11 protein-coding genes are annotated in these 14,272 nt (G+C 45.7%); 5 read left to right on the top strand and 6 right to left on the bottom strand.

The annotated features are described in order from the left end of the window. Positions 1 to 6 precede the first annotated feature (6 nt). A complete protein-coding gene (locus ACCB35_RS03060) occupies positions 7 to 390 on the bottom strand; it encodes an OsmC family protein (protein WP_374056936.1) in 384 nt (127 codons plus the stop codon). Positions 391 to 519: 129 nt separating this feature from the next. Between ACCB35_RS03060 and ACCB35_RS03055 the strand changes: the two genes are divergently transcribed. From ACCB35_RS03055 to ACCB35_RS03040, 4 genes are all read left to right on the top strand, one after another. Beyond that, positions 520 to 1,704, top strand: a complete 1,185-nt coding sequence (locus ACCB35_RS03055; protein WP_044338557.1) for an MFS transporter — start codon at positions 520 to 522, stop codon at positions 1,702 to 1,704. Positions 1,705 to 1,918: 214 nt separating this feature from the next. Then, positions 1,919 to 3,835 (top strand): heavy metal translocating P-type ATPase, encoded by a 1,917-nt coding sequence (locus ACCB35_RS03050; RefSeq protein WP_374055675.1) that lies wholly within the window; start codon positions 1,919 to 1,921, stop codon positions 3,833 to 3,835. 485 nt (positions 3,836 to 4,320) lie between these two features. Beyond that, entirely contained in the window at positions 4,321 to 5,955 is a 1,635-nt protein-coding gene (locus ACCB35_RS03045) for a PTS transporter subunit IIBC (protein ID WP_044338555.1), read from the top strand. Between the two features lie 3 nt (positions 5,956 to 5,958). Continuing rightward, positions 5,959 to 6,762, top strand: coding sequence for an endonuclease/exonuclease/phosphatase family protein (locus ACCB35_RS03040; RefSeq protein ID WP_374055674.1), 804 nt, complete (start codon positions 5,959 to 5,961; stop codon positions 6,760 to 6,762). A 369-nt stretch (positions 6,763 to 7,131) separates the two neighbouring features. Here the strand turns inward: ACCB35_RS03040 and ACCB35_RS03035 are convergent, their stop codons facing one another. After that, positions 7,132 to 10,092, bottom strand: coding sequence for a carbohydrate binding domain-containing protein (locus ACCB35_RS03035; protein ID WP_374055673.1), 2,961 nt, complete (start codon positions 10,090 to 10,092; stop codon positions 7,132 to 7,134). Between the two features lie 154 nt (positions 10,093 to 10,246). Beyond that, positions 10,247 to 11,272, bottom strand: a complete 1,026-nt coding sequence (locus tag ACCB35_RS03030) for a LacI family DNA-binding transcriptional regulator (RefSeq protein ID WP_374055672.1) — start codon at positions 11,270 to 11,272, stop codon at positions 10,247 to 10,249. Between the two features lie 178 nt (positions 11,273 to 11,450). Here ACCB35_RS03030 and ACCB35_RS03025 point away from each other — a divergent pair, with 178 nt between their 5' ends. Further along, the gene (locus ACCB35_RS03025) at positions 11,451 to 13,130 is read left to right on the top strand and encodes a UbiA family prenyltransferase (protein ID WP_374055671.1); all 1,680 of its coding nucleotides are present in this window, start codon (positions 11,451 to 11,453) and stop codon (positions 13,128 to 13,130) included. Positions 13,131 to 13,169: 39 nt separating this feature from the next. On the opposite strand, the gene ACCB35_RS03020 is transcribed toward ACCB35_RS03025, so the two are convergent. The 3 genes from ACCB35_RS03020 to ACCB35_RS03010 all read right to left on the bottom strand — a co-directional run bounded on the left by ACCB35_RS03020 (position 13,170) and on the right by ACCB35_RS03010 (position 14,187). Beyond that, entirely contained in the window at positions 13,170 to 13,730 is a 561-nt protein-coding gene (locus tag ACCB35_RS03020) for a GNAT family N-acetyltransferase (protein ID WP_044338551.1), read from the bottom strand. Between the two features lie 29 nt (positions 13,731 to 13,759). Beyond that, on the bottom strand, positions 13,760 to 13,909 hold the full coding sequence (locus tag ACCB35_RS03015) for a hypothetical protein (protein ID WP_374055670.1): 150 nt from the start codon (positions 13,907 to 13,909) through the stop codon (positions 13,760 to 13,762). A gap of 104 nt (positions 13,910 to 14,013) precedes the next feature. Next, positions 14,014 to 14,187 carry a hypothetical protein gene (locus ACCB35_RS03010; RefSeq protein WP_374055669.1) on the bottom strand — a complete coding sequence of 58 codons (174 nt, stop codon included), beginning with the start codon at positions 14,185 to 14,187 and terminating at the stop codon, positions 14,014 to 14,016. Positions 14,188 to 14,272 lie beyond the last annotated feature (85 nt).

Below are 14,272 nucleotides of genomic sequence, written 5' to 3'. Positions count from 1 at the left end.
AAAATCTTACTTCACCAACTCAAACGTCTCTTCTATTTTGATGCTGTCTTGTACGGATTGGACCATGGAGCAGTTTTTGCGTGTGAGCTTCATGGCTTTTTCGATTTTTGCCTCGTTAAGGTCCGTCCCTTTGATGGTGAAGTGAAGGGAGATCGCTTCGACTCTGTTTGCTTCGGCTTCGTTACGGGTTACGTCGGCTTTGATATGTATGTCTTCGAATTCGATGCGCATTTTCTCCAGTACTTTGCGGAGCACTCCCCCGCTGCATACGGCTACGGATGAAACCAATAATTGGAATGGGCGAAAGCCATACTCTTCGTTACCCGAAACCTCCAGCTTCCCAAACCCTAAATCTGTGTAAAATCCGCCTTCTTGCATGTTAAATTCCATTTTCATTTCATTCCTTCCTTATTATGTTAGTGGATGTTTTGATTTTACTCTATTCGTTTCGTATTGCCAAACATTCAAATTGGGGGTACCATCTAAGAAGTAACCATCAATGATTGGGAGTTTTTACAAATGAATCAAACACTTACCTTCCGTTTCTGGGTCCTTGTCGGAATCGTCGCGATTTCGGGATTCTCACAAGGGATGCTCCTGCCGTTAATCGCCATCATATTCGAACAGGACGGCGTTTCTTCCTCCCTGAACGGATTAAACGCAACCGCATTATATATAGGAATCTTACTTGCCTCTCCTTTAATGGAAAGACCACTTCAGAAAATCGGATACAAACCGATGATCATCATCGGGGGAATAGTGGTTGCAGCATCACTCCTGCTATTCCCGGTTTGGAAATCCTTCTGGTTCTGGTTCTTCCTTCGTCTTTGTATCGGAGTCGGCGATCACATGTTGCACTTCGCCACCCAGACTTGGATCACATCGTTTTCACCGAAAGAACATCGCGGACGTAACATATCCATCTACGGGGTTTCTTTTGGAGTCGGTTTTGCCGTGGGACCGATGATGACACAGCTCATCACCATCCATCAAGCACTGCCATTCATCATCTCTTCTTTATTAAGCCTGACGGTGTGGATGTTCGTATTTAAATTACAAAACGAATTTCCCGAGCAGCAAAATATCGGCAGTGCCTCGTTCCTTGGATCGTTCCAGCGCTTCGGAAAGGTTCTCAAATATGCATGGGTCGCCCTGCTGCCTCCATTGGGATACGGGTTCCTGGAAGCTTCATTAAATGGGAACTTCCCTGTTTTCGCCCTGCGAAACGGCCTTTCCATTGAAGCCGTCGCCATCCTCCTGCCTGCATTTGCAGTGGGAAGTATCATCTCACAAGTTCCACTCGGGATTCTTAGTGACAAATATGGAAGACAAAACGTCCTGCTTATCGTCATGATGATCGGCTTCCTCTGTTTTTCCGCTGCAGGAATCGTGGCAGAGTCCACTCTGGGCTTATTTATCTGCTTTACGTTAGCCGGGATGGCAGTCGGATCGACTTTTTCACTCGGTATTAGTTATATGACGGATCTTTTGCCAAAAGAATTACTTCCTGCAGGAAACATCATGTGCGGGATTTTCTTCAGCTTTGGAAGCATGATCGGTCCATTCGTTGGCGGAATCACCATCGACTGGTTCAAAGGCTCAAGCTTTTTCTATCTGATCGCATGCATGATGCTGATGATTTTTGTGAGCTTACTCGTCTTCTCCCTTCAAAATAGACGTGGAGAAATAACCCAGAATAATTAGCACAAAACTCTTTCCATTCTCATATACTTGTGATAGGATTAGATTATAATAATTATAAATTACTAACTTCATATAAAATCAACTAAGAGCACGTGCATTTTTGCTGTCACCTTTCATCGGTGGCAGCTTTCGTCGTTTTATAGGGGTAATGACGTTGATTATTATTCTCAATGAGAATCTCGTATTTTCATTTAACAAAAAGGAGGAATACGCTATGAGCTCACAATCCAAAGCCTTATCCATGGGGACACCAAATGAAAAAATAAACTTCTTTGAAAAAATAAAGCCTCATGCAGAACTGATCGCCGCACTGGTCAGTGGTGTGTTTATTTTACTGGGATGGTTGACGTCAAACGACGACTCCACCTTAAGCATCATCTTCTATCTCCTTGCCTTTGCCATCGGAGGGTTCGCCAAAGCCAAAGAAGGAATAGAAGAAACCATTGAAAACAAAGAACTGAATGTAGAAATGTTGATGATTTTTGCCGCAGTGGGATCTGCCATCATCGGTTATTGGACAGAGGGCGCCATCCTCATCTTCATCTTCGCAGTCAGCGGCGCACTTGAAACGTATACAATGAATAAAAGTCAGAAGGAAATCTCAGCACTCATGCAGCTTCAGCCTGAAGAAGCATGGCTCGTGACAGGATCTGGTGAAAAGAAAGTCCACGTTTCAAGCCTTGAAATCGGCGACCATATTTTAATTAAACCAGGTGAACGCGTACCAACGGACGGTGTTGTCGTTAAGGGCACGACTTCCATTGACGAAGCAGCCATATCAGGCGAAGCCGTCCCGGTCACCAAAGGTCAAAGAGATGAAGTTTTCGCTGGGACCGTCAACATCAACGGGGCCATCACGGTGGAAATGACCAAACCGAGCAGCGAAACCCTATTCCAAAAAATCATTGATCTTGTGCAATCCGCCCAAAGCGAAAAATCGCCTTCACAGCAGTTCATCGAACGCTTTGAAGGAACCTATGTAAAAGTCGTGCTTGCCGTTGTCTTCCTGATGATGTTCCTTCCCCACTTCCTCCTCGGGTGGAGCTGGACGGAAACATTCTACCGGGCAATGGTCCTGCTCGTTGTCGCTTCTCCTTGTGCACTGGTTGCCGCGATCATGCCGGCGAGCTTATCGGCGATTTCTAACGGTGCCCGTCATGGAATCCTTTTTAAAGGCGGCGCCCACTTGGAAAACCTGAGCAACATCAAAGCGATTGCCTTTGATAAAACGGGTACTTTGACGAAAGGAAAACCAGTTGTGACGGATATAGTGGTTGCGGATCATGTGGATGAGCGTGAAGTGATGACGGCCGTTGCTTCGATTGAAAACCAGTCGAATCATCCACTTGCTCAGGCCATCGTCCGCCACGCAACCCGCGAGTTAAACCTGGAACTCTCACAGCCTGATTCCCTCGAAGACGTATCCGGTTGGGGAGTCAGAGCGGTTGTGGACGGTGCCGAATGGAAGATCGGGAAAGCCGATTTTGTGGATAAAGTGTTAGCAGAACAATTTATGGATGGTGCCTTTGGACGAATCGCTTCTGAAGGAAAAACGACGGTCTTCGTTGCCAAAGAGAATGAAATTGTCGCATTGATCGCATTGAAAGACGTGGTACGTGAAGAAACCATTAAAGCTTTGCAGCTCCTGAAAGATGAAGGCGTCCAAACGATCATGCTGACAGGAGACAATGAAAAGACGGCCCGTGCCATCGCCGAAGAAGCCAAAGTTGCCTCTTTCATTGCCGAGTGCCTGCCGGAAACGAAAGTAGACGAACTGAAAAAGCTGAAACGCCAATTCGGTACGGTCGGAATGGTCGGCGACGGAATCAACGACGCCCCTGCACTTGCAACGGCTAACGTAGGAATCGCCATGGGTGAAGGAACCGACGTCGCCTTGGAAACAGCCGATGTCGTGCTGATGAAAAATGACCTTACCCGTATTGCTGAAGCCATTAAGCTCTCGAAAAAAATGAAGCGGATCGTACAGCAAAATGTAGTCTTTTCCATCGCTGTGATCATGCTGTTGATTGCATCGAACTTCCTGCAAATTCTGGATCTGCCTTATGGAGTGATCGGCCATGAAGGCAGCACGATTTTGGTTATCTTGAATGGATTACGATTGTTGAAATGATGTTGATAAGCATCCAATCTTTAGGGATTGGGTGCTTTTTTTGTGAAATTGTTTAGTGTCGGTCCAGCGATTTTCTGACACTTATCCACACCCCTATTTCATTTCACCCGAAAATAAATCAACCATTTCCACCTCCTGAACATTATCCACAATCCACACCGAATGATTCCATCTAATCCTCCCACTACTAAACAACCAGAATAGTTATCCACACCCCTTGTAACAACCCCTACCCTACCAAGGTCCGTCCCTCCAACTAATAATATTTTACTAAAATAATATTTTGTTGTTGCTTTCTTGAAAGGGATATCATAAAATGTGTTTAGTTAGTGCAAACGGTTGCATCTATTTTCATGTTACATAGCACTTTAATGATAAAGACGCACCAATCAGCATTTCTTTTAATATGAAATGTAAACGCACACATGTCATTCAATGTAAAAGATATAGCCAAATAGATTGATCTTAAAGGAGGAAACGGGTTTATGAAGAATTTATTGTCGTTTGATTTTTGGCAGAAGTTCGGGAAAGCATTGCTTGTGGTCGTGGCCGTCATGCCAGCTGCAGGAATCATGATTTCCATCGGTAAATTGATTGCAATGATGGGTGGAGACATCACTTTAGTGCAAACGATTGCAAGAGTTATGGAGGATATCGGTTGGGGAATCATCACCAATCTTCACATCCTGTTCGCAGTAGCCATCGGTGGCTCGTGGGCGAAAGAACGTGCGGGCGGTGCCTTCGCTGCATTGATCGCCTTCGTCCTGATCAACCGTATTACCGGAGCGATCTTCGGAGTAAACGGAGATATGCTTGGGGATCCCGAAGCAACGGTCTCTTCCCTTTTTGGACAAACATTAATTGTATCTGATTATTTCACATCAGTTCTTGGTGCACCTGCTTTAAACATGGGTGTATTCGTCGGGATCATCTCAGGTTTCTTAGGGGCCAACCTTTTCAACAAGTATTATAACTACGATAAATTGCCGGATGCCCTTTCCTTCTTTAACGGAAAACGTTTTGTACCATTTGTCGTCATTGTAGGTTCTGTTGTAATCGCTGTCGTGATGTCCATTGTATGGCCATTCATTCAAGGGCTGCTAAATGACTTCGGTCAATGGATCGCAACATCCCGTAACACAGCACCAATCATTGCACCATTCATTTTCGGTGCGTTAGAGCGTCTATTATTACCATTCGGTCTGCATCATATGCTAACGGTTCCAATCAACTACACGGAACTCGGCGGAACGTACAAGATCCTGACTGGTTCAGGTGCAGGTTCGACGGTTGCCGGTCAAGACCCACTTTGGTTAGCTTGGATCGCCGACTTAAATAACTTCCTGGCTGCAGGAGATACAGAAAGCTACAAACAATTATTAAATGACGTCACACCAGCACGTTTCAAAGTAGGTCAAATGATTTTATCCACAGCTGCTTTAATCGGTATCGCTTATGCCATGTACCGCAATGTGGATAAAGATAAGAAGAAAAAATACAAATCTATGTTCCTATCAGCTGGTTTAGCTGTATTCTTAACAGGTGTTACAGAGCCAATCGAATTCATGTTCATGTTCGCTGCCCCACTTTTATACGTGGTGTATGCCATCATGACGGGACTTGCTTTCGCGATTGTGGATATCGTCAACATCCGCGTTCACTCATTTGGATCCATCGAGCTATTGACTCGTGTTCCGATGATCATCAAAGCCGGCCTATGGGTCGACCTTGTGAACTTTGTGATTGCTTGTATCGTATTCTTTGGCCTTAACTTCACGGTTGCCAACTTCTTAATCAAAAAGTTCAACTTCCCGACACCGGGTCGTAACGGAAACTACATTGAAGATGAAGCAACTACGGGCGGCGGCACTGTAAGTAAAGATTCCATCGCACCGAAAGTCGTTGCCATGCTTGGTGGAAAAGACAACATCGTAGACGTCGATGCATGTATGACACGCCTTCGTGTAACAGTAAAAGACACCAGTCTTGTTGGAACTGAACAGGAATGGAAGAAAAACGGAGCACTGGGACTGATCCTGAAAGACAAAGGCGTACAAGCCATCTATGGTCCGAAAGCAGACGTCATCAAGTCTGACATTCAAGATCTGTTGGGAGCGTAATACATGAAATTACTCACGTTGAATTGTCACTCATGGCAAGAAGACAACCAACTCGAGAAAATCTCGATCCTGGCACATGACATCGCGGAAAAATCCTACGATGTCATCGCCCTCCAGGAAGTCAGTCAGCTGATCGAAAGTGAACCAGTCGAGGGCTTAGTTAAAAAAGACAATTTTGCCCTTGTCCTTCTTGGGGAACTGGAAAAACTTGGCGTGACGGATTATTCACTCGTATGGGACTTCGCTCATATAGGGTACGACGTCTATGAAGAAGGTGTCGCCATCTTAACGAAGCACCCGGTCGTTGAAGAACACCGCTTCTTCATCTCAAAAAGTCACGACCAATCCTACTGGAAAACCCGTAAAATCGTAGGGGCCACGATTTCATATGAAGGAAAGGCCCTCACCTTCTACTCCTGTCACCTCGGCTGGTGGACGGATGAAGAAGAACCGTTCAAGTTTCAGGTTGACTCATTGATCGAGCAACTCACTCCTGAATCCCCCTTCTTTTTAATGGGTGACTTCAATAATAATGCATGGGTTCGTGAGGAAGGGTATGATTATCTTCTTTCAAAAGGGCTCCTGGACACATTTGATGAAGCCGATGAACGGGACAGCGGTGTCACCGTTGAAGGGAAGATTGCCGGATGGGATGAGAATAAGGTCGATTTGAGGATTGATCTTATTCTATCCAGTGAAAAAGTGGATGTCCGGTCGTCCCGGGTCATCTTTAATGATGTGAATAAGCCTGTTGTCTCTGATCACTTCGGGGTTGAAGTGGTGTTGGGTGGCGGGGAAAGCAGCTGATGTTGGATTGGCTGCTTTTTTTGTGTGGTTTTGAATGGGGTTGGGTTGTTTTTGGAGGAGTTGAACGGGAATCAGATGAGTTTTGGCCGTCGGGATCGTTTTTGCCCGGGGTGGTTGTGCACGCTTTGAGATTTATCAACCGTTACAGAGATTTATCGACCGTACTTTCAATATATCAACCTTATTTTCATTTTATCGACTGTTATTTCTTTTTATCAACCAAACACACCCATATATCGACCGTTCTCCATTTCCCGACAAAAAATGCACCCAGCCACAACATTTTGACCAAAGTTAGCAAACTCAACCTCATCCCACCCACACTCAAAACAAAAAAATACAGCGCCCAAAGACGCTGTACTCCTTTCTTTACTTCAATTCCACATTATCAATGATTACATCGTGAGCATCAACCGGAGATTCGGCCTTACCCAGCAGGAACTTAAGGCTTGTTGAGTCACCTACAGGCATTGTAAACGTATATTCATAACGGGTCTTATCTCCAGTAAGCAGAGCGACCTCGGATAGATATCGATAATAACCGGCATTCTCCACAGTTACCTCCATTGTGCGGTCCACCGTCGAACTCGCATCGAAGGAAAGCGTGTACTCCACTCCCGGCTCAAGCTTCAACCCTTCCTGAAAAAGCTGAACACTCCAGGTTTCATTTCCTTCATTCCCAATCGATATCTTCGCCTGTCCATCTTCAGACGAAATACCAGCCGAAGCATCAAAATGGACGTAATTGCCCCAGGATTCTAAATCGGTATCAAACGATCCGTTTTGGATAGCATTTGCACCCGATGGTCCCGCTTTTTTCTTGAGCTTGACGTTATCAAGCTTCACCTCATCAGTACTACCCCCCACAAGGATGACCAGCTGCGATTCCAAATCCGTTACATCCGGCATCGTGAACGTCATAGCATGACTTTTCCAATCAGCAGTCAGAGAGATCGTATCTGTTGCATAGACGACGTCCCCGTCCTTACTTCTCATCTCGACCTGGATATCACGTGAACTTTCACTCGCCCCGTCAAACGTCAATTCATATTCATTTAAAGCTTTAAGCTGAACGCCTTTTTGTACTAATCCAGTATTGTCCGTTTCATTTAAAGGCTTGGCCGAAAATACCCTCTCCTCGGGATCCACTCCCATGGATTCAGCATTCTCGGAATCTACCAAGTTCCAATAAAGCAAACGATCAGGGAATCCCTGGTCAAACGTTCCATTATAAATCAGGTTCCCGCTTGGAAGGGCTGGCTTCGAAGCATCCGGATCCACTTGGACCGGAGGGATTTCTTCCACCCGGACATTTCCGAGCCAAACAGGGAGCTTGGACAAGCCGAGATTAAACTCCACACGTGCTGCCAAATCAGTTTCCTCGGTCATCTGGAATACCATTTCATAGGATTCCACCCCGTCTTTGAGTGTAAATGATTCGCTGTTTGAATAGGCACTATATCCCCTGTCTGCCCCTCCTCCAACTTTTACATTGATCGGACGTGATCCGGTCGATTTTGCATCGAAGGACACACGGTAGTACCGGCCCTTGCCAAGGGAGACGTCCTGGATCAGCTGTACCGAATAAGGCTGGCTTCCACCGTCTTCAACATCGACTTTAGCAAAATTCCTTCCCTCTACCTGATCAAGGGACACATTCGCCTTCCCTCCAAAATCAGCCACAGTCAAGAAATACCAATGATCTGTATTCGGTACTCCTGCAATCCCTTCAACGTCTTCCCATTCCTGATCAAATCCATTGTTGTAAATGAGATTACCGTCTTCAAGGGGTTGTTTCGCCTCTTCCGGTAATGGCTGCTGTTCGAATACAGGCAGCTCCGGAGTTTGATACGGTCTTCCCGTCAGATCATACACTCTCACATAGTCAACGTCCATGGACTGAGGGAACATCGTATCCTCTGTCGGTTCACCATCGAAATTCCCGCCGATCGCAACATTCAACAACATGTGGAATGGCTGGTCGAATGGTGCAGGATACGTGAAGTTGGCCGCATTGCCTGTCCCTTTGCTATACCAATTGTTTTGGGTTTGGCGGAGCTTCCCGTCCACATACCAGCGGATTTCCCCCGGCTCCCATTCAACCGAATATACATGCTCGTCAGCGATCGTCGAGCCATCTTCAAAGGCATAGTGTGCGCCGGTATACTTATTATTCGGCCACGTTTCACCGTAATGAATCGTCCCGATCGCTTCATGCGGATTACTTCCCTGGGCTTCTAAAATATCGATTTCCCCGGAGGCTGCCCATCCGCCATACTTATCATCTTCCGGGAGCATCCAGAACGCCGGCCAGTAGCCTTTCCCGACTGGAAGGGAGGCCTTCATTTCGAATTTCCCGAATGCTTTTGAAAAAAGGCCCTTTGTTTTTAAACGTGCCGACGTATAGGCAAAACCTTCATATTCTTCTTTCTTTGCCGTGATCAACAGCTTTCCATCTTCTGTCCTCGCGTTTTCCGGACGGTCCGTGTAATATTGTTTTTCGTTATTCCCCCATCCGGGAACATACGCACCGCTTGCATCGGTAAAACCGTTGCCGATATCGAACGTCCACTTTCCACGATCGATCTCGGCCTGATTGAATTCATCATTCCATACGAGGGACCACGGAGAAGCAAACGAAGAGGCATCACTTGTTTCTTTTCCCTTATAGGTAATGGTGCCGTTCAAGGTTGCTTTCTCCACGTTACCCTCTCCATCGATGACCGATCCTTTACCGGACTCCGATACAGTAAGTTCCTTTACTAACGCATCCGTAGCAAGATCGACGGATGAAAGCGCGTTCAATTCCATCCGCTCTGCAACGCCGTCAAGCTCTACTTGAGCCTCGCCTTTTTTACCAGAGGTTGTAATGGTTTCGAACTCGCCTTTCAAATCAGCTTTCTTCGTTTTGACCGTGGATGCCGATACGGTTACGTCCTGGAATCCAGCGGACGTAATCTCTCTTTCTTCCAGCAATGCATTTCCATCCAACAGAGTTTCTTCGACGATCGATTCTCCAGAGACGGTGATCGTTGTAGGGTGACCAGGTCCTTGAACCGATAGATTGTGTAACTCCGAATCGGAAAGCTGAAGGGTATCAGGCGCTTCCCCTTTGATAAGGGTCTTCCCGTGAACCGTCACGTTTTCTAGGGTAATGTTTTTTCCGGCATCAGGTGTGATCACCAGGTCGCCTTCAATCGTTTTATCTATTAATGTCGAATCTTTGAGGTGAAAAGGCTTTTCTTTCTGCGTTGCTTTTCCTATATTTCCTGGTGTAAGACTCATGATGAGACATGCAGCGGTAAAAGAGGTGACTGCTTTTTTTAACATTGGAACGCCTCCTGTTTTCATTTATGTCTCACGTGGGACATTTGTATATAACTATAAAACCAACATCACCCTTTGACAACATTTTTTTACAATAACAATCTCTTTTTCTACTAAAAAAAATGCTAACTCCCTTGGGAATATAGCATTTTGCTTTCTATTTATTTTTTTGACAGCATGAATCACGTTTGACAAGTGCAGCTTGAAACGGACTCATTTTTTCATATGGGCGCTCTTCAATCCGCTGAATCAACTGCTCCACCAGAGCCACCGCCATCTCGACCCTTGGTACGTGCATGGTCGTCAATGCGGGGGATGTATATTCCGTAAGCAATAGATTATCAAACCCAATGAGGGACACATCATCAGGGACATTCAGGTTGGCCTTATTTATTGCCTTCAGGGCACCGAATGCAATATGATCATTCGAACAAACGATGGCAGTAGGAAGATTTCCCTGCCCGATCCAATGATTGATGGCATCCCGGCCTGATTCTTCGATGAACTTGCCTTTATAGATGTATTCCTGATTAAGGGGGATGCCTGCCGCTTCCATTGCTTTTTGATAGCCACTCAGCCGCTCCATTGCCGCCGGATTATCTTCATCACCCGTGACAATCCCGATTTCCTGATGACCCAGCCCAATGAAATGATTGGTCGCTTCCATTGCACTCTCTTCGTTTAGTAACACAGGCATCGGAACCGATGAAGTCCGTCTCGTCACATTGTTTTGATCGAAGACCCCGACAAAGAAGCCCGCTGAAGTGATTTGATCAACAATCGATTGGACGTTGCTCCAGCTGATGATGATACCCGCATCGATGCTCTTCTCTCGGTACAGTTTTAAAACGGGGGATGCATCGTTCAGATCCGTCATGTTCACAAGCATATTATACCCCCGCTCTGAACAGGCATTGATCATGGCCCCGATCACCACACTGTAAAAAAGGTCATCCGAATAAATACGATACTTCGAAGGATCCTGAATGATAAAAAGTCCGATCGTGTGCGTTTTCTTCTTCACCAGCCTTCTCGCTGAAACATTTGGCTGATAGTGGTGCTCCTCCATGATCTTCCGGATGCGGTCGCGTGTTTCGGGTTTCACCTGCTCCGAATCGTTCAGCACCCGCTGCACCGTCTTCCGTGATACCCCCGCAATCCTCGCAATATCAAATATATCCATAAAATCCTCCTGAATGGTTCTTTCTATCTATTATAGCGGATGATAGATGGGTTGGGTATATTGCTGTGACTGGACGATCGAACCTTCAAAGTTCCCCCAAAAAAACAATTGAAACCATCCCGTCCCTTCATCCGTATATACACTATAAATAGAAAAGCAACCTTGAAAGGGGAACACTATGGGAAACATATTACTATTTTCAGTCATTGTCGGATTGGTCATGGCCTTGCTCGTCGTACCGATGGCAATCATGAAAAAGCAGGATAAAAAAGAGGGATATCCATCATTCGCAGCACTTTTCGGAGCTACCCTCCTGATTACCACGCTTGTCGTATTCGTCTTCTATTACATTACAAACCTTGATCAAAACTTTACAAGCATGTGGATCTTACTCATCGTTGCCGCAGGATTCGGCGCCACACTTGCAACCGGAACCGAAAGGATGGCAAAAGGCGCACTGTTCCTTGGAAGTCTCCTCGTCGGGGCCTACTTCCTGACCGCCTTTGTGTTCAATGCTGATGAGAAATATGAATCCGCTAAAATGGACGTGAAAACGGAGATCGAAGCGTTTGATGAAAAGGAAACGCCGGCAAGCGTCCCTCCACAATTCGCCCGTAACAAAATGAAGAAAGCATTCGGTCAGGTACCGAATACGAGTTATTATGAGCTTGGACGACTGCAGATTCAAAAGGTCAATGGCGAGTACGTCTACATTGCACCGGTTGAATTCTCTGGATTCTTCAAATGGTTCAAAGGGAATGAAACACCTGGTTACTTCACGCTAAGTGCCACCGATTCATCAGCAAACCCTAAATTCATCAAAGAAGAAATGGTTTACACACCATCTGCCTTCTTTAATAAAAAAATCGAACGGCACATCCGCTTGAACTATCCGAAGCAGATCTTCAATGGTGATGTTCAGCTTGAGATCGATGACGAAGGAAAGCCATTCTATATTCGGACGTACGGTGAGTTCATTTCTGCACGTAACGGTTTTGAAGCAAAAGGAATCGTCATGGTCGATCCTAAATCCGGTGATACCAAGTCATACAAAATCGATGACGTACCGGATTTCATTGACGGAGCGATTTCACCGGAAACCGTCAGCCTCCAAAACAGTTATTTTGGTAACTACGTTCAAGGATTCTGGAACAGCCGCTTCGGTAAATCAGACGTCAAGCTTCCTTCAGATGAAGGGACCGAAGCCAATGTGAGCCCTATTTTTGTCGAAAATGGTGACATGTACTACTTCACTGATTTCACGTCGCCAAAAGAAGGAGTCGACTCCATGCTTGGCTACTCCTTAACGAATTCAAGAACGGGAGAAGCGACGTTCTATACCGGAAATCTTGAAGAGTCCTACATGGATTCCCAGGGAGCCCTGCAGATCATCCAGAAGAAATTCATCGAGAAAAAATGGGACGGAGAAATGCCGGTGCTCTATAACTTCTACGGAGAAGCAAGCTGGCTGACACCGGTGCTCGATGCGAATGGTTTCTTACAAAACTACTTCATCGTCTCGGCAGCCAACCCTGAAATATCAGCCTATGCCAATACGCCAAACCAGGCATTGAAACAATACAAAACCGCCCTTCAACGTGGCGGCGGCAGTGTGGACGGCAGCTCAAAAGCCGAGGAGAAACAGACAAATGGTACAGTCATCCGTGTCTATAAAGAAAAGTCAGGCGACTACACGGTCGTATCATTCTTACTCGACAACGGCAACAACTATATCGTCTCTTCCGAAAACAGCTTACTTGCGATCTACCTGAAAGAAAATGACAAGGTGAACGTGAAATACATGGATACAGGCGAAGAGTTCCTGCCGGTGAAAGAACTGACCATCGAAGGATTATAATAAAAAAACGATGAGGGCACATAAGCTCTCATCGTTTTTTTATGATTCACCGGCATTCACATAATACACCAGATTATCCGTCCACTTCCCAAACTCATATATGAATCCTTTCCGGGTGCACTCATACTGCATGCCTACACTTTCTGCAAGCCTGATCGAAGGCGTATTATCCAGATTGATATGAGCCTCGATCCGGTGATAATTCAATTTCACAATGGCCAGTTGAAGGGCTGCCTTCACCGCTTCCTTCCCGTATCCACGACTCCAGTAGCGATTATGTACCGTGTAACCGACCCTTCCCCAGTTAAAGTTGTACCGCATCAGAGTGGAAAAGTCGATGGTTCCAATATTGGCACCCCCATCTTTAAGAAAGATACCCAGAATATAGACCTGATCCCGATCCATCATCTCATCATGCTTCAGAAGCATCTCCCGGAACCAGAACTCCGTGCATTCACTCATATCCTGATATCCGACGTCGTATTTATGCTGTGACGGGAGCCTGTTCAGATGTTCCCTTAGCCAGTTTTTATAATCTCGATTCACGAAGGGTCTAATGACCAACCGGGGTGTTTCGATGGTTAAGTCCTTATACTTCATCTTTGCCCCACCCTTTCCGTTTATATATGTCATTTTTCTTCTAATTTTGATTGTATCTTCTTTAACCATTCGATCTGCTCACGCTGGCTTTCCACCAGTCTGCTTGTTTGCTTCTCGATTGTTATCGTTATAGACCATAGTGATAGCACGATAACCAGAATGATGACAAAAGCCCCCACTTCCCTCACCCCTTATCGTTTAATAGTATCAACCGGCCATTTAGAATGGTAGTCTTTTTTCAAAAAAACGGAAGGCGTCCCTCTGCTGAGAAACGCCTTAGCCTTTACTTATCATTATTCCATTCTTCCTCTAATTCCTTTTCGATTTGCTCATCGGACAAATATTCTTCATCCATTTGCTGCACATGCTCGGTGATACGGTTGAGCTTGGTATGCACGACCCAAAGGCTGATTACCACGACTGCCATGAATATAACAAGGATGAGTTCAAATTCCATCTAATCGACGCCTCCTTTACCTATGTTTATTAATCAAACACGGGAAAAAGAAGGCTTTAGGAAGAAAAAAGGCGAATAGGTCCTA

The organism is Rossellomorea sp. FM04394 (genome assembly GCF_041889765.1).
In the GTDB taxonomy this organism is placed as follows: domain Bacteria; phylum Bacillota; class Bacilli; order Bacillales; family Bacillaceae_B; genus Rossellomorea; species Rossellomorea aquimaris_B.
This window is presented reverse-complemented; position numbering and strand designations above follow the sequence as displayed.

Excerpts from the sequence above, each read along its gene's own strand:
- ACCB35_RS03060 (WP_374056936.1), bottom strand. The coding sequence starts at position 390 with ATGGAATTTAACATGCAAGAAGGCGGATTTTACACAGATTTAGGGTTT.
- ACCB35_RS03055 (WP_044338557.1), top strand. The coding sequence starts at position 520 with ATGAATCAAACACTTACCTTCCGTTTCTGGGTCCTTGTCGGAATCGTC.
- ACCB35_RS03050 (WP_374055675.1), top strand. The coding sequence starts at position 1,919 with ATGAGCTCACAATCCAAAGCCTTATCCATGGGGACACCAAATGAAAAA.
- ACCB35_RS03045 (WP_044338555.1), top strand. The coding sequence starts at position 4,321 with ATGAAGAATTTATTGTCGTTTGATTTTTGGCAGAAGTTCGGGAAAGCA.
- ACCB35_RS03040 (WP_374055674.1), top strand. The coding sequence starts at position 5,959 with ATGAAATTACTCACGTTGAATTGTCACTCATGGCAAGAAGACAACCAA.
- ACCB35_RS03035 (WP_374055673.1), bottom strand. The coding sequence starts at position 10,092 with ATGTTAAAAAAAGCAGTCACCTCTTTTACCGCTGCATGTCTCATCATG.
- ACCB35_RS03030 (WP_374055672.1), bottom strand. The coding sequence starts at position 11,272 with ATGGATATATTTGATATTGCGAGGATTGCGGGGGTATCACGGAAGACG.
- ACCB35_RS03025 (WP_374055671.1), top strand. The coding sequence starts at position 11,451 with ATGGGAAACATATTACTATTTTCAGTCATTGTCGGATTGGTCATGGCC.
- ACCB35_RS03020 (WP_044338551.1), bottom strand. The coding sequence starts at position 13,730 with ATGAAGTATAAGGACTTAACCATCGAAACACCCCGGTTGGTCATTAGA.
- ACCB35_RS03010 (WP_374055669.1), bottom strand. The coding sequence starts at position 14,187 with ATGGAATTTGAACTCATCCTTGTTATATTCATGGCAGTCGTGGTAATC.